This window comes from Curtobacterium sp. MCPF17_002 (genome assembly GCF_003234115.2).
GTDB lineage: Bacteria > Actinomycetota > Actinomycetes > Actinomycetales > Microbacteriaceae > Curtobacterium.
This window is the reverse complement of the sequence record NZ_CP126251.1, coordinates 537,258-556,017: the sequence shown is the minus strand read 5'-3', so window position 1 is coordinate 556,017 and position 18,760 is coordinate 537,258. Positions and strand designations below refer to the sequence as shown.

The 18,760-nt window shown below is 70.4% G+C and carries 15 protein-coding genes and 1 pseudogene; 7 read left to right on the top strand and 9 right to left on the bottom strand.

Annotation, left to right across the window (positions count from 1 at the left end):
* From DEJ28_RS02715 to DEJ28_RS02695, 5 genes are read right to left on the bottom strand one after another with little or no spacing between them, the layout of a single operon-like run.
* Complete coding sequence (locus DEJ28_RS02715; protein WP_111116574.1) at positions 1 to 873, bottom strand: alpha/beta fold hydrolase; 873 nt, start codon at positions 871 to 873, stop codon at positions 1 to 3.
* On the bottom strand, positions 870 to 2,669 hold the full coding sequence (locus DEJ28_RS02710; RefSeq protein WP_111116573.1) for an ABC transporter ATP-binding protein: 1,800 nt from the start codon (positions 2,667 to 2,669) through the stop codon (positions 870 to 872). Before DEJ28_RS02710 ends, DEJ28_RS02715 begins: the two co-directional genes overlap by 4 nt.
* Positions 2,666 to 3,613, bottom strand: coding sequence for an ABC transporter permease (locus DEJ28_RS02705; RefSeq protein ID WP_111116572.1), 948 nt, complete (start codon positions 3,611 to 3,613; stop codon positions 2,666 to 2,668). The genes DEJ28_RS02710 and DEJ28_RS02705 overlap by 4 nt, the downstream gene beginning before the upstream one ends.
* Positions 3,610 to 4,590 (bottom strand): ABC transporter permease, encoded by a 981-nt coding sequence (locus DEJ28_RS02700; RefSeq protein WP_111116571.1) that lies wholly within the window; start codon positions 4,588 to 4,590, stop codon positions 3,610 to 3,612. Before DEJ28_RS02700 ends, DEJ28_RS02705 begins: the two co-directional genes overlap by 4 nt.
* A complete protein-coding gene (locus DEJ28_RS02695) occupies positions 4,587 to 6,362 on the bottom strand; it encodes an ABC transporter substrate-binding protein (protein WP_258368161.1) in 1,776 nt (591 codons plus the stop codon). Before DEJ28_RS02695 ends, DEJ28_RS02700 begins: the two co-directional genes overlap by 4 nt.
* Before the next feature lie 121 nt (positions 6,363 to 6,483).
* Between DEJ28_RS02695 and DEJ28_RS02690 the strand changes: the two genes are divergently transcribed.
* Positions 6,484 to 6,675, top strand: a complete 192-nt coding sequence (locus DEJ28_RS02690) for a hypothetical protein (protein ID WP_284180767.1) — start codon at positions 6,484 to 6,486, stop codon at positions 6,673 to 6,675.
* Here DEJ28_RS02690 and DEJ28_RS02685 read toward each other — a convergent pair.
* Positions 6,672 to 7,775: a LacI family DNA-binding transcriptional regulator gene (locus DEJ28_RS02685; protein ID WP_258368160.1), complete on the bottom strand. Its 1,104-nt coding sequence runs from the start codon at positions 7,773 to 7,775 to the stop codon at positions 6,672 to 6,674. The genes DEJ28_RS02690 and DEJ28_RS02685 overlap by 4 nt on opposite strands.
* A 239-nt stretch (positions 7,776 to 8,014) precedes the next feature.
* Here DEJ28_RS02685 and DEJ28_RS02680 point away from each other — a divergent pair, with 239 nt between their 5' ends.
* A complete protein-coding gene (locus DEJ28_RS02680) occupies positions 8,015 to 8,170 on the top strand; it encodes a hypothetical protein (RefSeq protein ID WP_181433785.1) in 156 nt (51 codons plus the stop codon).
* A gap of 107 nt (positions 8,171 to 8,277) precedes the next feature.
* On the opposite strand, the gene DEJ28_RS02675 is transcribed toward DEJ28_RS02680, so the two are convergent.
* Complete coding sequence (locus DEJ28_RS02675; RefSeq protein WP_220034646.1) at positions 8,278 to 8,979, bottom strand: GntR family transcriptional regulator; 702 nt, start codon at positions 8,977 to 8,979, stop codon at positions 8,278 to 8,280.
* A gap of 84 nt (positions 8,980 to 9,063) precedes the next feature.
* On the opposite strand from DEJ28_RS02675, the gene DEJ28_RS02670 reads away from it, so the two are divergent.
* Positions 9,064 to 10,269, top strand: coding sequence for an MFS transporter (locus DEJ28_RS02670; RefSeq protein WP_111116568.1), 1,206 nt, complete (start codon positions 9,064 to 9,066; stop codon positions 10,267 to 10,269).
* Positions 10,270 to 10,413: 144 nt separating this feature from the next.
* Here the strand turns inward: DEJ28_RS02670 and DEJ28_RS02665 are convergent, their stop codons facing one another.
* Together DEJ28_RS02665 and DEJ28_RS02660 are read right to left on the bottom strand one after the other, a co-directional pair.
* The gene (locus DEJ28_RS02665; protein ID WP_111116567.1) at positions 10,414 to 11,577 is read right to left on the bottom strand and encodes a baeRF2 domain-containing protein; all 1,164 of its coding nucleotides are present in this window, start codon (positions 11,575 to 11,577) and stop codon (positions 10,414 to 10,416) included.
* A complete protein-coding gene (locus DEJ28_RS02660) occupies positions 11,558 to 11,881 on the bottom strand; it encodes a hypothetical protein (protein WP_111116566.1) in 324 nt (107 codons plus the stop codon). The genes DEJ28_RS02665 and DEJ28_RS02660 overlap by 20 nt, the downstream gene beginning before the upstream one ends.
* A 239-nt stretch (positions 11,882 to 12,120) precedes the next feature.
* Here DEJ28_RS02660 and DEJ28_RS02655 point away from each other — a divergent pair, with 239 nt between their 5' ends.
* From DEJ28_RS02655 to DEJ28_RS02640, 4 genes and pseudogenes are all read left to right on the top strand, one after another.
* Positions 12,121 to 13,485: an ABC transporter substrate-binding protein gene (locus DEJ28_RS02655; RefSeq protein WP_111116565.1), complete on the top strand. Its 1,365-nt coding sequence runs from the start codon at positions 12,121 to 12,123 to the stop codon at positions 13,483 to 13,485.
* Positions 13,482 to 14,426: pseudogene (locus DEJ28_RS02650) on the top strand (carbohydrate ABC transporter permease); the annotation flags it as partial. The gene DEJ28_RS02655 and the pseudogene DEJ28_RS02650, both read left to right, overlap by 4 nt.
* Before the next feature lie 167 nt (positions 14,427 to 14,593).
* Positions 14,594 to 15,529 (top strand): carbohydrate ABC transporter permease, encoded by a 936-nt coding sequence (locus DEJ28_RS02645; protein WP_258368159.1) that lies wholly within the window; start codon positions 14,594 to 14,596, stop codon positions 15,527 to 15,529.
* A 2-nt stretch (positions 15,530 to 15,531) separates the two neighbouring features.
* On the top strand, positions 15,532 to 18,552 hold the full coding sequence (locus DEJ28_RS02640; protein WP_502866961.1) for a glycoside hydrolase family 2 TIM barrel-domain containing protein: 3,021 nt from the start codon (positions 15,532 to 15,534) through the stop codon (positions 18,550 to 18,552).
* Positions 18,553 to 18,760 lie beyond the last annotated feature (208 nt).

Genomic DNA, 18,760 nt, shown 5'->3' with positions numbered 1-18,760 from the left:
TCAGTGCGCCGACAGGAAGCGGTCGAACACGGCGACCGTCCCGAGCGGGTCCTCGACCTGGGGGCCGTGGTAGCTGGACGGGATGACCTGGTAGTCGGCACCCGTTCGTTCCGCCATCGCCCGCTGCCACGGGATGGGCCAGGCGCCGTCCCACTCCCCGTGCGTGACGAGGACCGGCAGCCCGGTGGCGCGGAGTTCGTCGGAGGCGTCGGTGTGGTCCTCCAGGATGTGTGCGCCGGCGATGACGCTGAGCGGGCTCGTGGCGTCGAAGCGGTCGCGGACCATCCGGACGTCGCCCGGGAGTTCCTCGTCGGGTCGGCCGGCCCAGAGCGGGTTCGTGGCGTCGAAGAGCGTCCGGTTGTCCCCGCCCGTGTCGTGCATGATCGTCAGCTCGGTGACCTTGCGGTACGGCCACCCGTGCGGCCCGGAGCAGAACTGCACGACGTCGCGGAACGCCGTCGGCGAGGCGATCGCCGCAGCGCGGACGATCACGCCGCCGAGCGAGTGCCCGACCAGGTGCACGGGGGCGCCGTCGTCGAGCAGGCGCGCGACCCGGACGACGTCGGCGGCTTCTTCGTCGAGGGAGTAGTCGCGGGGTTCGGTCGGTGCGGCCGAGTCGGCCTGGCCGCGTCGGCTGATCGCCACGGCGGTCCACCCGGCGTCGCGGAGGACCGGCAGGAAGGTCCGCCAGTCCTCCTTCGAGCCGGTGTACCCGGGGACGATGAGGACGGTGCCCTTCGACACCCCGGACGGCACGACCCGGTAGGCCGTCAGCCGCCCGACCGGCAGGTCGACGCCGACGACGTCCACGCCGTCCGGCGTCGGCAGGTGCCCGAACGCCGGGACCGTCGGGAAGTCGTGCAGCGTCGTCACAGGCGCCCCTCCGCGAGGGCTCTGCGAGGATTCGGCACCGCGTCGAGCAGGGCGATCGTGTACGGGTCCTGCGGGTCCTGCAGCACCTCGGACGTGCGTCCGCGCTCGACCACGGCGCCGTCGTGCAGCACCATGATGTCGTCCGTGATGAGCCGGGCACTCAACAGGTCGTGCGTGATGTAGAGGAGCGAGACGCCCCACTGCTCGCGCAGGTCCTCGAGGAGCGCGAGCACCCCGGCACGGAGCGTCACGTCGAGCATCGAGACCGGCTCGTCGGCGATGATCACCTGCGGGTCGGACGCCAGCGCGCGGGCGATGACGACGCGCTGCCGCTGCCCGCCGGAGAGCTGGTGCGGGAGCTTCTGCGCGAACTGCTCCACCGGGGTGAGCCCGACGGTGTCGAGCAGTTCGAGCACCCGACGACGGGCGTCCTTGCCCTTCAGCCCGGTGTAGTTCACGACCGGCCGGGTGAGCGTGTACTCGACCGTGTGCAGCGGGTTGAGCGCCGCGTACGGGTCCTGGAACACCATCTGCACCTCGGACCGGAGGTCACGGAGACCCCGACGGCCGAGACGCGCCACGTCGAGGTCGCCGAACCGGACCGTGCCGGTGGTCGGCTTCTCGACGCCGGTGAGCATCTTCGCGATCGTCGACTTGCCCGAACCGGACTGGCCGACGAGGGCGAGGGACTGCCCGGGCTCGAGGGTGAACGACACGTCGCGCACCGCGCGGACCGGGTCCTCACCGCGACGCGGCGCGGGGTACGTCTTCACGAGGTCCGACACGACGATCGGGTTCTTCGCGGCGGACCGCTCGCGGGAGCCGACGGTGCTGAACGACGAGGTCGTCTCCTGGCGCTTCGCGCCCGACGCCGCACGCTCGGACCGGTCCGGGAACCCGGGCAGCGACACGACGGCCGCGCGCGGGTCGGCGTAGTGCGACAGCAGCATCTTCGTGTACTCGTCCTGCGGGTCGCGCAGGATCTCCTTCGAGCCGCCGTCCTCGACGATGCGCCCCTCGTGCATGACGAGCACGCGCTCGGTCGCCTCGAGGACGATGCCGAGGTCGTGGCTGATCAGGATCGCCGTGAACCCCTCGGACTGCTGCAGCTCGATGATGGTGTCCATCACCGCGTGCTGCACGAGGACGTCGAGCGCCGTCGTCGGCTCGTCGAACACCATGAGGCGCGGCTCGAGCGAGAGCGCCAGCGCGATCGACACGCGCTGCCGCATGCCGCCCGAGAGCTCCCCGGGGTAGCGGGCGAGCATCGCCGTCGGCAGCTTCACCTTCTCGATGAGCTCCTTCATCCGTGCATCCCACCGATCGCGCGACACGTGGCCGTGCGCTCGGAAGATGTCGATGAAGTGGTTCCGGATCGTCCGCACCGGGTTGAGCGCGTTCATGCCGGACTGCAACACCATCGCGAAGCCGCCCTGGCGCTGCTGCCGGAGCTCCTCGTCGTCGAGGTCACGGATGTCGTGCCCGCCGAAGAAGATGTTGCCGCCGTTGGTGCGCGCCGGAGGCTTCTGCAGCCGCGTCAACGCGTACCCGAGGGTCGACTTGCCCGAGCCGGACTCGCCGACCAGGCCGACGAACTCGCCCTTCCGCAGCTGGAAGGAGACGTGGTCCACCGCCTGGACGGCCTGCTGGCCGGCGGACTCGTAGACGACCGACAGGTCGCGGACGTCGAGCAGGACGTCCTGCGTTGCGTTCGTGGCATCGGACGGGAGGCGCGTGGCGGCGCCGTCCCGCGCCTCCAGGCCGTCACCGGTCGAGACGTGACGTGAGCCGCTCATGCGGTTGCCTCCTTCTTCCGGCGCGCGCCCTCGCGCAGCCGCGGGTTGGACACGGCGTCGACGCCGAAGTTGATCAGGGTCAGGCTCATCGCGAGGAGCGCGATGCAGAGGCCCGGGGCGAACAGCAGGATCCACTGGCCCGTGAGGAGCGCGTTGGAGTTCTGCGCCCAGTAGAGGATCGTGCCCCAGCTGACGATCGACGAGTCGCCGAGTCCGAGGAACTCGAGGCCCGCCTCGGCGAGGATCGCCGACGTGGCCGCACCGAAGAACGAGCCGACGATGAGCGACGTCATGTTCGGCAGGATCTCGCGGAAGACGATGCGGGTCGCACCCTCACCGGAGAACTGCGCCGCGGTGACGAAGTCACGCCCACGGAGCGACTGCGTCTGGCTGCGCAGGACGCGCGCGCCCCAGGCCCAGCCGGTCACGACGATGACCGCGATGATCACCGCGATGCCGCCGTTCTGCAGGTACGCCGCGATGACGATCATGAGCGGGAGGCCCGGGATGACGAGGAAGAGGTTCACGATGAACCCGATGACCTCGGCGACCCAGCCACGGACGTAGCCCCAGCTGAGGCCGATCGCGACCGCGACCAGCGTCGACAGGATGCCCGCGACCGCGCCGACCATGACCGAGATGCGGGCGCCGTAGATGATCTGGGACAGGACGTCCTCGCCGGCGGCGGTGGTGCCCATCCAGTGGGCGGCCGTCGCGTCGGCGGACCGGGCGAAGCCGTTCTGGCTGGCGCCGTACGGCGCGAGGAGCGGGGCTGCGATCGCGACGAGGACGAACACGGCGAGGATGATGATGCCGATCCGGGCCTTCGTGTTCGACCAGACGACGCCGAACTGGCGGGCCGCGGCGCGCCACTTGGACGGCGCCTGCTGTTCTTCGTTGGGTGCGTTCTCTTGCGTGCGCACTGACACGGTTGCGTTGGTCATCGACGCGTCCTCGGGTCCAGGACGCCGTACAGCACGTCCACGATGAAGTTGGCGATGAGCACCGACACGGTGATCATCAGGAAGAGGGCCTGCATGAGCGGGTAGTCCTGCCCGATGACGGCGTTGAACAGCAGGTAGCCGATGCCCGGGTAGCCGAACACCTGCTCGACCAGCACCGAACCGCCGACCACGCCACCGAGCGCCAGACCGAAACCGGTCAGGTTCGGCAGGATCGCGTTGCGGGCCGCGTACCGGATCGCCACGGTCCGACCGCGGAGGCCGTTCGCCTCGGCGAAGGTCACGTAGTCGTCACCGAGGGTGTTGATCATCGCGTTGCGCATGCCGATGATCCACCCACCGAGGCTCGTCACCAGGATCGTGACCGCCGGCAGGACCGCGTGCTGCAGGGCGTCCCCGATGAACGCGCCGCTCAGCCCGGGTGTCGTCGTCGCCGAGTAGGCACCCGTCGTCGGGAACCAGTGCAGCACGTAGCCGAGGAAGAACAGCAGCAGGAGCGCCGTCCAGAAGTACGGGAACGTCGACATGAAGCTCCCCGACAGCGTCGGGAGGGAGTCGAGCCAGGTGCCGCGCTTCCACGCCGCCCCGACACCGATGAGGGTGCCGAGGACGAACGCGATGATCGTCACGACGCCGACCAGGATCAGCGTGTACGGCAGGGCCCGGGCGACGAGGTCACCGACCGGCTGCGGGTAGAACGTGTAGCTCGTCCCGAAGTCCAGCGTGATGACCTGGTGCAGGTAGCTGACGTACTGGTCCCAGAGGTTGCCGGTCGGGACGCCGAGCTGCGCCTCGATGGCCTTCTTGGTGGCGTCGGTGACCGGGCCGTTCTGGCTGAGCTTCGCCAGCGCGGCGTCGGTCGGGCTGCCCGGCATGAGACGCGGGAGCACGAAGTTCAGCGTGACCGCGGCCCAGAGGGTCAGGACGAAGAGGACGAGTTTCTGGAGGATGTACTTCACTTGCTCTGCTCCTGTTCGGCCTTGACGATCGCCTGGCCAGCGGCGCTGTCGCGCAGCCGGAGCTTGGAGAAGATGAGCAGCGGAGCAGAGTCGTAGTTCTGCGGTGCCATGTAGGGGTCCTCCGCGCTCGGCCAGCCGACGAACTTGCTGGTGTTGAAGAGTCCCCAGAGCCCGCCGTAGTACATGCCGATCACGGGAAGGTCGTCGTACACGATCACCTGCAGCTGGTCGAGGATCTCCTGCTGCTTCGCGGTGTCCGTCGTCGCCTTGTACTCGTCGAGGAGCTTCTGCGTGTCGGCGTTCTTGTACCGCTCGTAGTTGTTCACCGTCGACTTGCCGACCGGCTGGTAGAAGTCGGTGCTGAGCAGCGAGTTGAACGCCTGGTAGACGTCACCGTTGCCCATGCCGCCCATCGCCATGTCGAACGTGCCGTTGTTGATGTTCTGCTGGTACCCGGCCGGCTGCGGTGCCTGGATCGTCACCTTGATGCCGATGGCGGTCAGGTTGCGGCGGACCTCCTGTGCGGCGCGGAGCCAGTCGGAGTAGCCGTTCGCGGTCATGATGGTGATCTCGAGCTGCTTGCCGTCCTTGACGATCTTGCCGCCCTGGTCGACCCAGCCGGACTTCGCCAGACTCGCCTTCGCTGCCGCGACGTCCTGCGTGACGACGCCCTTGTCCGGGATGTCGTCGTTCACGTACTGCGACTGGTTCGGCAGGATCAGGCCGGTCTGCGCCGCCGCCTTGAGGTTGCCCTCGGTCGCGGTCTCGGCGATGCCCTCACGGTCGAGCGCGAGCGAGATGCCCCGGCGGACGTTGACGTCGTTGTACGGCGCCTTCGTGAGGTTCGGGATGAGGCCGATCACACCCCCCGGCGGGAACCAGTACGTGTTGGTCTTCGACGCGGCGCCCCAGGTGCCCTTGACGTCGGAGATGAACGCGTACGCCCAGTCGTAGCCGCGCGTGACGGTGTCGAGCTGCGTGTTCGTCGCCGGCAGGATGAGGTGCTTGATGGCGATCTTGTCGGCCTGCCAGTACCGCTTGTTCTTGTCCATCGAGTACTGCTGGTCCGTGTAGTTCCCGAGCACGAACGGGCCGGTGCCGACCGGGTTCGGGTCGCGGAAGGTCGTCGGGTCCTTGACGTCCTTCCAGTGCTGCTCGCCGAGGATGTACGTCTGCCCGATGATCGTGAGGCTCGGGACGTCCTCCGACTTGAGGTGGAAGACGACGTGCTGGCCCTGCTGCTCGATCGTGTCGATGTGCTGCCAGGCGCCCTTGACGTCCATCGCGGGGAACTTCTTCAGCAGGTCGAACGTGAAGACGACGTCCTTCGCGGTGAAGGTGTCACCGTTCGACCACTCGACGCCGCTGCGGATCGTCATGTCGATCGTCTTCGCGTCCGGCTGCGACCAGTCGCTCGCCAACCAGGGGTTCCGCTTGCCGTCGAGGGGGTTCACCTCGATGAGGGGCTCGTACATCCACTTCGACGCCGTGCGGGCGTTCGCGATGTACGGGTTGAAGTTGCGGTCGAACAGCGGGTTGCCGTGGTCCGCGTTGATGAGCATCGTGTCCTTGCCGATGCTCGGGTCCGGTTGGGAACGGACCTGGATGCTGCAGCCGGTGGCGGTGAGTGCCACGACGGCGAGCCCGGCGATGGCCGCGACGAGGCGGGCTCGTCGGGAGCGGTGCGTGCGCGGCGCGGCTTGGGTGCTCTGCGTGCGCTGCGCGCTGTGCGTGCGTTGCTTGCCGCGCGTGCGCTGTGGGGGAAGCGTCATTGCTCGGTCGACCTCCGTGTCGAGTGGGTACCGGGACAATGTATGCGCTTACATCGCGTTGCGCAAGCGGACGATCGGTGCGCCGTTCGCCGGTGCGCCGGTGCGCGGGTTCGCGGGTCCGGTGGCGAGATCGCACTTTGGACGCGCACGCCGGCGGTTCGGATCGCCAAAGTGCGATCTCGGCGAACGGACGGCGCGGCCGGACCACCACGACCGCGACGACCGCGCCGCGCACGACGACAGCGACCACGACGGCCGCGGCCACCACGACCACGCCGACCGCGCCGCGCACGACGACGGCGACCACGACTAGAGCGCCGGCGGGCAACTCTCGCGCAGCAGCACCTCGACCGGCAGGCGCATCGCGCGCGGAGGCCCCTCGGGACGCTCCAGCCGGTCCACGATCGCCCGGACCGCCGCACGCCCGAGCGCCCCCATCGGCTGGTGCACCGTCGTGAGCGGCGGTGCCGAGAACCGTCCGGCGTCGATGCCGTCGAACCCCGTGACGACGAGGCCCTCCGGCACCCGCACCCCGCGGGCCCCGGCGGCGTCGAGCACCCCGAGCGCGGACTGGTCGTTCGAGCAGACGATCGCCCGCGGTACCTCGTCGCCGTCGAGCAGCTGGGCGGCGAGCTCCCGCGCTCGGGCCCGCCCGAAGTCACCGTGCACGACCCGCACGGACGACGACGGCACCCCGTGGTCGTCGAGCGCCTGCCGGAACCCCGTCGAACGCTCGATGTCGTCCGGGGAGTCGATCGGCCCGGCCAGGTACGCGAGCGACCGGATGCCGAGCCGCCCGATCACGTGGCCGCCGATCGTGCGCATGCCCGCGGCGTTGTCGACGCTCACCGAGTCGAAGCCGTGCGAGCGCCTGTCGTCCGCGAGCACCACGACCGGGATCCGTCGGGCGACGTGCTCGAGCAGCTCGTCGGGCACGGTCCGGGCGAGGACGGCCAGCCCGTCGACCCGACCGGCGACGTCGTTGACGATGACGTCCCGGGAGGACCCACGACCGGCCGCGACCATGAGCGCCAGGCCACGCTGCCACGCCTCGGTCTCGGCGCCGCGGAGGACCTCGTCGAAGTAGAGGTTGGACGAGAACGGCTGCGTGACGTGCCGTCGGTCGTCGACGACCCGGACGCCGCCGTCGGTGACGAGGTCGGGCCGTTCGTCGGGGACGACGTCGAACCCGGGCAGCAGGAGCCCGACCACGCCGGTGCGCTTGCCGGCGAGGGCCCGGGCGTTCCCGGAGGGCACGTAGCCGAGGGATCGGATCGCCGCCTGCACCCGGTCGCGGGTGCCCTCGCGGACCGCATCCGGCGTCCGCAGCACGCGCGAGACCGTGGCGATCGACACCCCGGCCGCGGACGCCACGTCGTAGACCGTGGGAGGCGCCGTGCGCTGCTCGGCCAAGCCGTGCCTCCCGTCCGACGTCACGCGACGTCCGCTGCTTCCGTGCCGCGAGGCGCGCGGCCGGACCATCCTAGGCACGGAGCCCGCTGGGACTTCTCCACAGGTCGCGGCGAGCCCTTGCGGTCTGCGGACAGACGGAGCGAGACTGTCACGACCTCAGTACGTCCCGTGAGGAAGCGCACCGGCAGGCAGCCGCCTGCATCACACACGATGCCCACACACAGGGGAAGGACGACACCATGTCGCAGTCGACACGTTCCGGGAGCAAGCTCGCACAGCGGCTCTCGACCGATGAACAAGAGGTCAAGGCCGCGCTGCTCGACCATTCGGACGGCAGCAGTGCCTGGATCTTCGACCAGATCGACGCTGCGGAGGACCGCGCGACGACGCCGTAGGTCGCGGATCAGGACCGTTCCGGACTGGAGGCGCGGTGCGGGTCCGCCCCGCGCCGCGCTGCTCCGGGGCGGTGACGTCCAGAGCGCCCGGTCACCTCCCAGGCGCGTCAGCGCTCGGTCGCGCCCACGATCGCCATGCCGGCTCCGCGCAGTCGGCGACGTTCCTGCGCGATCCACGCCAGCAGCCGGTCGTTCGTCCCCGCGACGTGCGCCGCGAGCAGGTCGGCTGCGCGGTCGCCGTCTCCGGCGCGCACGGCGTCGATGATGGCGCTGTGTTCCTCCCAGGCGGCGTCGCGGGCCTCGGGCGTGCGCACCTCGATCCAGCGCGTGCGCTCGAGTCGGGTGAGCGCGTCGGCGATGGCGTCGGTGATGAAGCGGTTGCCGCCGAGCGCGGCCAGGTCGAGGTGGAACGTCGAGCCCATCCGGATGCCCGCTTGCTGGTCGGGCGTCGGGCGGAGGGTGTCGAGGTGCGCCCGGACCTCTGCCAGCTGCTCCTCGGACGCTCGCCCGACGGCGAGCCTGGCAGCGGCTGGTTCGAGCACGCCGCGCAGTTCGGCGAGCGAGGCGATCTCGTCGAGGTCGATCGGCGTGACCGTCCAGGAGCGGCCCTCGTGCAGGATGAGTCCTTCGCGTTCGAGCCGTGAGAGCGCCGCGCGGACCGGGGTGCGGGAGGCGTGGAACCGCGCTTCGAGCCCTCGCTCGGAGATGCGCTCCCCGGGGGCGATCTCGAGCGTCAGGATCGCGGAGCGCAGGTTGTCGTAGAGCTGGCTCGTCTGCGACACGGGGGTTGCATCGGTCGTCTCGCTCACGGCGTACCAGCCTAGCGGGGGCGGGGCGGGAATGGTATACCGTTGTGGTATACCAATCAGTTCCGCGATGAAACGACTGACCCGATGACCGCCACGGCACCCCGCACGACCACGACTCCCCCGATCTCCGGCCGAGCCTGGACGATGCTCGCGCTCGGCGTCGCCGCGCAGGCCGCCGGGACGCTCGTGGTGTCCGCACCCGCACTGCTCATCCCGTACATGCAGGCGCACGGGACGCCACTCACGCTCGCCGGACTGCTCGCCGCGGCGCCGACGTTCGGCATGGTGCTGACGCTCATCGCGTGGGGAGCGATCACCGACCGGTTCGGCGAGCGCGTCGTCATCGCCGGGGGGCTCGTGCTCACCACGCTGGCGGTCGTCGGCGCCTGGGCAGCGGCCGGCAACCCGGTGCTGCTCGGTCTCGCGTTCCTCGCGGGCGGCATGACGAGCGCCTCGACGAACGCGGCGAGCGGCCGGGTCGTGGTCGGGTGGTTCCCGAAGGAGCGCCGGGGCCTCGCGATGGGGATCCGGCAGATGTCGCAGCCGCTCGGGGTGACGCTCGCCGCCGTCACGGTGCCGCAGCTCGCCGAGGCCGACGGCATCCGGGCCTCGCTCGTCCTGCCGATCGTCCTCTGCGCGGTGCTCGCGGTGCTCTGCGCGATCGGCATCCAGAACCCGCCACGACCCGCCCGATCGGCAGCGCCCACGGCGGTCACCGCGAACCCGTACCGGGCGAACGGGTTCCTGTGGCGGATCCACGCCGTGTCGATCCTGCTCGTCGTGCCGCAGTTCACCCTGTCGACGTACGGCCTGGTCTGGCTCGTCGGCCTCGGGTGGTCGACGCCGGCGGCGGGGCTGCTCGTCGGGGCGTCGCAGTTCGTCGGCGCGATCGGCAGGATCCTCGTCGGCGTCTGGAGCGACCGGGCCGGCTCACGTGTCGGGCCGCTCCGGATCGTGGCGGTGAGCGCGGCGGTCGTGATGGCGGTCCTCGCGGTCGTCGACGCGACGCACCTCGCCGGAGCCGCGGTGTTCCTCGTCCTGGCGACGAGCGTGACCGTCGCGGACAACGGCCTGGCGTACACCTCCGTGGCCGAGGCCGCGGGGCCCTTCTGGTCCGGTCGTGCCCTCGGAGCGCAGAACACCGGGCAGTTCATCGCGGCGAGCGCCGTCGGCCCGGGCATCGGCGCGTTGGTCGGGGCGCTCGGGTTCGCGGTGTCCTTCGGCGTCGTGGCGGTACTCCCGCTGCTGGCGCTTCCCCTGGTGCCCCGCCGCGACCGCTCCCACGACTGAACCCACGACGTTCCTGCCCATCGCACGAGCAGTAGGAAGCGGAATCGCGCATAGGGTGCTGGAAGTTCCTGCCTCCTACGAGCGATTCCGCTTCCTACGCGCGGGTCCGCTTCCTACGCGCGGATCGGCCCCGCCCCGCGCGGGTCAGGCGGGGACGGGCGGGCCCACCGGCCACCGCAGGAGCGCCGCGGCCACGGCTCCGCCGGGGAGCGACGCGGCGTTGACGAGGATGAGCTCCGCGTCGGTCAGCGCGATCGCACGGACGAGGGCACACGCAGCGGGGACCGTGCCGAGCACCGCCACTCCCGACGCCTGCTCCGGCGCGGTCGCCACCCACGGTGCCGCGGCGAGCGCCAGGAGCTGGCGGTCACCGAGCGCCTGGTGGTCGAGCGCGACGACGGACGCCTGCGCCTGCTGCAGCGCCCCGACGACGGACCCGAGACCGCTCACGGTCTGGTTGTCACCACGGCCGACGTGCGTCCGGAGCAGGTCCTCGACGTCGTGTCGGCGCGAGGCGAGCACCCGTGCGAGCGCGATCTCGACGTGCTCGACGAGGGCGGCGTCGGCCGCGTCGTCCGCACGTGGGTCGATCGGCACCTCGGACACGAGCGACCGGGCCTCGGTGGACAGTTCCTTCAGCAGGAGTTCCCGCGCGCGGATGTCCCCGGCCACCACGATGAGCCGCGGTGACAGGCGACGGACGGCTTCCTCGATCGAGGCTGCGACCTCGGCCGACGTCTGCTTCCAGATCTCCTCGGTGTGGTGCTGCCAGCGGAGGTGCGCCCAGCCGCCGCCCTTCACCTTGTGCAGCGTGTCGGTGCGACCCTGCACGCGGTCTTCGTCGCGGCGGTCCGGGTGGTCGGCGTGACCGAGGTGGAACGCGCGGTACCCGCCGCCCTCACGGCCCACCTGCACGACCAGGAACGGCACGTCCATCGGTCGGTGTGCGAGGAGCGGCAGGAGGTCCGGCACCGGGTCGTGCCCGATCGACTGGGCAGCGTGCATCCGGCCGGGGAGCACCTCGCTGAGCACGAGTTCGCCGTCCCGCACGAGCACGTAGCGGCTGACCGGTGCGGCGACGCCCGGCGTCTCCTCGAGCTCCGCCATCACGGTGTCGATCACGTCGGCGTCGGCACCCGCGGCGCGGAGGGCGTCCTCGGCCTTCCGGCGCTGGAGCGCTGCGAGGTGCTGCGGGTCCTCACGGTTGCCCGAGGCGTCCACGTACGCCCAGGTCCACATCCCACCCTCCTTGAGGCGGTCGGCGAGCGTCGACTGCAGCGCGCTGGTCTCATTCGTCGTCTGCACCACGGCCCGCCTCCTCCGTCGTCTCCGTCGTGTAGACCGTGCCGTCGGCATCGGGTTCCGGGACGTCGCCATCGGTCTGGTCGAACAGTCCGCCGGCCGAGTCGTCCTTCAGGGCGCCCTCGACCTCGCCGTCGTAGCCCGAGGCGGTCACCGTCTCGGCGTCGTCGGTGTCGTCGGGGTCCGGTTCGGACTGTCGGAACTCCTCGACGTGGCTGTTGCTGCCGTGGCCCTGGACGATGCTCTGCGCTTCGTGCGCGAGCTGCTCGTCGAGTTCGGGCCGGTGGGTGGTGTTGCCGCGATCGGTCATCGCTTCTCCTCCCGTTCGTGCCGGAGGTGGCGCTCGTCGCCGTTCCGACTGTCGTGCGACCCACCGTTCGCGCATCCGGCTGGACCGGTTCCAAGGTCGCAGCCAACCCCCAGCGAAAACGAACCCCGAAGGTCGCAGCCAACCCCCAGCGAGTGGACACCCCGTGAAACTGCACCGACGCTCGGTTTTGTGGTTGGCTGAACCGCAACCCCGATCAACGACGACCTGAGGTGCAGGCAATGACGCCAACGACCCCACGACGACCACTGACGAGACGACAACTGTTCGGATTCGGGATCGGAGCGGCCGCGACCGGCCTGCTCGCCGGGTGCGCGGTCCCCGGCTCGACGAACGTGAACAAGGCGGCGCTCATCCCCGCCGCCGCGAGCGGCCAGAAGGTCGAGCTGACCTACTGGGCCTGGCTGAAGGACCTGCAGAAGGTCTGCGACGTGTGGAACAAGACGCACCCGGACATCCAGGTGAACGCCAACTGGATCCCCGGCGGCAACAGCGGCGGCTACCAGAAGATGTACTCCGCGCTGGCCGCCGGCGGTGGCCCGGACATCGGGCAGGTCGAGCTCCGCCAGATCCCCGAGTTCATGCTCGCGAACGGCCTGGTCGACCTCGCCCGCTACGGCGCGAAGGACTGGGAGTCGAAGTACGACGACGCCGCCTGGGCGCAGGTGTCCTTCGTCGACGGGGTCTTCGGCATCCCGCAGGACACCGGCCCGATGGGCTTCTACTACCAGACGGCCCTGCTCGAGCAGGCCGGCGGCGAACCCCCGACGACGTGGGACGAGTGGCGTGGCCTGGCCGAGAAGGTCCGTGCGACCGGACCGCAGAACTACCTCGAGGTGTTCCCGGTCGCGGACGCCTCCCCCTTCGCGGCGTACGCCCAGCAGGCCGGAGCCCGGTGGTTCAAGGTCGACGGCGACGAGTGGGTCGTGGACATGACGGACGACAAGACCCTGATGGTGGCGGAGTTCTTCGACGGGGTGATCGACGACAAGCTCGTCGACACGAGCGCCGGTGCGTACTCCCCCGGCTGGTACGCCTCGGCGGCGAGCGGCAAGATCGCCGCGGTCACGAGCGCGAGCTGGGGTGACGCCCTCATCGGGTCCGTGCAGGGCGGCGAGGGCAAGTGGAAGGTCGCCCCGATGCAGAAGTGGGGTGACACCGGCTTCGGCTCGAGCGCGATCGGCGGATCGACGGCAGCGGTGCTGGCGAACTCGCAGCACCCGAAGGAGGCGCTCGAGTTCATCACGTGGATGACCACCTCGGACGAGGGCATCGACGCGATGATCAAGTACTGCGGCATCGGCTGGTCGCCGGCGAAGGACTACATCGGCGAGCAGCGCGAGCAGCCGTCAAAGTGGTTCTCCGGCCAGAACTACAACGAGGAGGTCTTCGTGCCGGCCGCCAAGGAGCAGAACGTCGACTGGTCGTGGTCGCCCGTGACGCAGTCGGCGTTCACGTCGTTGCAGAACCAGTTCCGGCGCAAGCTCACCAGCGGCCTCAAGCTCACCGACGCGGTGGAGCGCGCCGAACGGGAGATCGTCCAGTCCTTCAAGGACAAGGGCCTCAGCGTCAGGACGGCACGATGAGCCAGCAGACGAGCACCAAGCCCGCGGTCCGGACGAGCACCACGCCCGCGTTCCGGACGAGCACCAAGGCCACGGTCGCGCAGAAGCGTGCCCCGTGGATCCTGCTCGCCCCGTTCCTCGCCCTGTTCCTGCTGACGTTCATCATCCCGATCATCAGCGCGCTGTTCCAGTCGTTCACCACGGTGGACCGAGAGGGCCTGTTCGGCGAGGACGGCGTCACCGGCCGCTTCGCCGGGTTCGACAACTACGTCACCGCCCTGAACGACACGGGCTTCGTCGCGTCGATCGGCCGCATGCTGCTGTTCGGCGTCGTGCAGGTCCCCGTGATGATCATCGCGTGCACGATCCTCGCGCTGCTCCTCGAGTCGGCGAGCGCCCGCTGGCCCGGCTTCTTCCGCGCGATCTACTTCATGCCGTACGGCGTGCCCGGCGTCATCGCGACGATCCTCTGGTCGTTCCTGTACGTCCCGGGGCTGTCGCCGATCGTGTCGCTGCTGCAGTCGGTCGGGTTGCAGCCGGACTTCCTCGGCGCGAACAGCGTGCTGTGGTCGATCGCGAACATCGTCACGTGGACCTACACCGGCTACAACATGCTCATCATCGTGGCGCAGCTGAAGTCGATCCCCGGTGAGGTGTACGAGGCCGCGAAGGTGGACGGCGCCAACGCGTTCCAGGTGGCGTGGCGGATCCAGATCCCGCTCATCGCCCCGGCGCTGGTGCTCACCACCGTGTTCTCGATCATCGGCACGCTGCAGCTCTTCGCCGAGCCGCAGATCCTGTCGACGGTCGCCCCGGCGATCGACACCGAGTACACGCCGAACTACGCCGCGTACACGAACGCGTTCGCGTTCAACGAGTACGGCGTCGCGAGCGCGCAGGCCGTCATCATCGCGCTGGCCGCGTTCATCCTGTCGTTCGCGTTCCTCGCGTTGACGAACCGTCCGCCGAAGGACGAACGGGACCGTCGCAAGGGTGCGAGGAAGGACGGCCTGGAGGCGCGGCGTGCGCTCCAGACGCGCGCATCCGCCCGACAGGTGGTCACCACCGGGGCCGACCCGGGCCTCCCGGCCAGGTCCGGTCAGCAGCACGGAACGAACGGGGCGGAAGCATGACCAGTGAAGCCATCGAAGCGCCGGTGACCAAGCAGGCCGCCGTACCGGTCGACACCACGTCGATCAGCGCGCACCAGCGCCGCCGGCTCGACCGGACCGGCAAGTCCCAGATCGTCGTGACGGGGATCCTCGTCATCGTCGCGCTGTACTTCCTCGTCCCGCTCTACTGGGTGGTCATCGCCGCGACGAAGACCACCGGAGCCCTGTTCGCGACGAACGGGTTCTGGTTCGGCGGCGACTTCGCCCTGTTCAGCAACCTGCAGCAGGTGTTCACGTACGACGGCGGCATCTTCGTCCGCTGGATCGCGAACAGCATCCTGTACTCGGGCGTCGGTGCCGTCCTCGCGACGTACTTCGCCGCAGCCGGTGGGTACGCGCTCGCGAAGTACGAGTTCCGCGGACGGCAGCTGGTGTTCGGCACGATCCTCGGCGGCGTGCTCGTGCCGGGGACCGCGACGGCGCTGCCGCTGTTCCTGCTGTTCTCGACCCTGGGACTCACCGACACGTACTGGAGCGTGCTCATCCCGAGCCTCGTCTCCCCGTTCGGTCTGTTCCTCTGCCGGGTGTACGCCGCGGCGTCGGTGGACACGACGCTCCTCGAACAGGCCCGGATCGACGGCGCCGGGGAGCTCCGGATCTTCCACACGATCGTGCTCCGGCAGATGACACCGGCGCTCGTGACCGTGTTCCTGTTCCAGGTCGTGGGAATCTGGAACAACTTCTTCCTGCCGCTCATCATGCTGGCCGACCAGAAGCTCTACCCGATCACGCTCGGGCTGAACAACTGGCGCTCACAGGTGGACCGGCTGCCGGAGTTCTACCAGCTCACCACCGGCGGGGTGCTCGTCTCGGTCATCCCGCTCGTCATCGCCATCATCGTCCTGCAGCGCTTCTGGCGCGGGGGCCTCACGGAAGGATCGGTCAAGGGTTGACCATCGAACCACTCGCCTCCACCACTCCCGGCTCGGACACCCGGCTGGCCCCTCGGGCCTGGCTGCACACCGACGCCCCGGCGCTCTCCCTGAACGGGGAGTGGGACTTCCGGTGGTCGCCGGTCGCGGACGTGCCGCTGCCGGGGCCGGACGACGAGTGGGGAACCCTGCCGGTCCCGGCGCACTGGGTCCTGCACGGACACGGCGCACCGAGCTACACGAACCTGCAGTACCCGTTCCCGATCGACCCGCCGCACCCGCCGGAGGAGAACCCGACCGGCGACTACCGGCGGACGTTCACGCTGCCCACGACCTTCGACGCGGCCGCCCGGGTGCTGCTGCGGTTCGACGGGGTGGAGTCGCACTTCCGGGCGTGGGTCAACGGTTCGGAGGTGGGCTGGGCGACCGGGTCGCGGCTCGCGACCGAGTTCGACGTGACCGACGTCCTGCAGCCCGGCGAGAACGAGGTGCGGGTGCGGGTGCACCAGTGGTCGGCGGCCTCGTACCTGGAGGACCAGGACCAGTGGTGGCTGCCCGGGATCTTCCGCGACGTCACGCTCCTCGCCCGGCCCACGGCGCCGATCGAAGACGTGTTCGTCCGCGCCGGGTGGGCTGCCACGCTCGGTGACGCCGCGACGGCGGGGACGGCGGCGTCGGGTCGACCGGCGACCGGCACGGGGACGATCACGTTCCCGACGCTCGACGCGGTGTTCCCGGTGCGGTTCGCGGTCCCCGACCTGGGCGTCGACGTGGTGTGGGCGGGCCCCGACGACGTCGCGCCGATCGAGGTCGAGGGGGTCGAGCCGTGGAGTGCCGAGCTGCCGCGGCTGTACGACGCGACGGTGTCGACCGGCTCCGGAGCCGGTGGCACGTCGGGCGGCGAGACCGTCTCGCTCCGGCTCGGCTTCCGGACGGTCGCGATCGACGGCGACCGGTTCCTGGTCAACGGCGAGCGCGTCGTGTTCCACGGCGTCAACCGGCACGAGACGCACCCGGAGCGGGGGCGCGTGTTCGACGAGGCCCACGCCCGCGCGGACATGGCGCTCATGAAGCGGCACAACGTCAACGCGATCCGGACATCGCACTACCCGCCGCACCCGCGCGTGCTCGACCTCGCCGACGAGCTCGGGTTCTGGGTCATCCTGGAGTGCGACCTCGAGACGCACGGGTTCATCTTCACCGACTGGGTCGGCAACCCCTCGGACGACCCGGCCTGGCGGGACGCCTACCTCGACCGCATCGCGCGGACCGTCGAGCGCGACAAGAACCACGCCTCGATCGTGATGTGGTCGCTCGGCAACGAGTCCGGCACCGGCCGGAACCTCGCGGCGATGTCGCAGTGGGTGCACGACCGCGACGCGGAACGCCCCGTGCACTACGAGGGCGACTACACGGGCGAGTACACCGACGTCTACTCGCGGATGTACCCGAGCCTGCAGGAGACCGAGTCCATCGGCGGTGGCCCGGCCACGCCCCTGCTCGGCTGCGGGCCGGCCGCCGCCGCACGGCAGCGGTCGAAGCCGTTCATCCACTGCGAGTACGTGCACGCGATGGGCAACGGCCCCGGCCAGATCGCCGAGTACGAGGCGCTCGTCGACCGCTACCCGCGTCTGCACGGCGGGTTCGTGTGGGAGTGGCGGGACCACGGGTTGCTGGCGCACACCGCGTCCGGCGAGCCGTACTACGCCTACGGCGGGGACTTCCACGAGGTCGTGCACGACGGGAACTTCGTGATGGACGGCCTCGTGCTGCCGGACGACTCCCCGACGCCGGGGCTCGCCGAGTTCGCGGCCGTGGTCGCCCCGGTCCGCCTGTCGGCCTCGGTGGTCGGCGGTCGCGGCACGGTCCTCGTCGAGAACCGGTACCACTCGGCCTCGACCGCGGGGCTCCGGTTCCGCTGGATCCTCACGCGGAGCGGCGTCGTGGAGCACGAGGGTCGGTTCGCCCCGGGTGTCGTCGCCGCGCGGGAGTCCGCCACCGTGCCCGTGCCGGCCGAGGTGCTCGACGCCGCGAGCGGTCCCCTCGCGCCGGGCGACGAACTGTGGTTCGACGTCGTCGCGGAGCTCGCCGGGCCGACGGCCTGGGCGGACACCGGCCACGTCGTCGCACGCACCCAGACGCTCGTCGCGAGCCGGCCGGCGGCGGTGCCACGCGCCTCCGGTCAGGGGTGGGACGGCGACCGTCTCGGCGACGGCACCTTCACCGCCCGCGGGGACCTGGTGTCGTGGAAGGGACACGAGGTCGCCGGACCCCGGCTCGACCTCTGGCGCGCACCGACCGACAACGACCGCGGAGCATCTCAGGGCGGCTACGAGACCGCCGACCCGGTGCTCACCCAGGGCGTCGGCGACCCGGACGCGCCCTCGTCGGCGTCGAAGTGGGAAGCGCGCGGGCTCGACCGTCTGACGCACCGGCTCGTGTCGGTGTCGCGCACGTCCCACGGGCTGGAGCAGCGCGTGCGTGTCGCGGCGGCGAACAGCGGGTGGGGCGTCGACGTCACACACCGCTGGACGGTGACGGCCTCGGGGCTCGCGCTGCAGACCGACGCCGTGCCCTTCGGCGCGTGGGATGTCACCTGGCCGCGTATCGGTGTGCGGTTCGACCTGCCCGCCGGGCTGGCCGACGGCGACGCCACGTGGTTCGGCACCGGACCGCTGGAGTCGTACGCCGACTCGTCGCACGCGGCTCGGGTCGGCCGGTTCACGGCGCCGGTGCGGCCGCTCGGTGCGTCGTACTCCCGTCCGCAGGAGACCGGCCACCGACCGGAGCTCCGGACCCTGACGGTCGGCGACCTGACGGTGTCGACGGTCGGGTCGCACCGTGCGGGGTTCACGCTCTCGCCCTGGACGGCGCAGCAGATCGGCCGCGCCGGGCACCCGTACGAGCTGCCCGCGTCGGAGCACCTGTACCTGTACCTCGACGCGGCGCAGCACGGCATCGGCTCGCGCGCGTGCGGGCTCGACGTGCTGCCGGAGCACCAGCTGTGGCCGCAGGCGTTCTCGTGGAGCGTCGTGCTGGCCTAGGGCGCGGCGCAAAACACCGGTGTTCGTCCGTCGCACCGTCGCATGTCGAGGTGCGGCTGACGAACACCGGTGTCTTGCGGCGGCACTACTCGGCCGATAGCGCGGGCAACGCCTCAGGGTCGCTCGCGTTCAGGAACTCGGTCAGCCGCGCGGGCTCGCATTGACACGCCTGACACTTCACGTTTCACTGATCGTGTGCTCTTCTCCG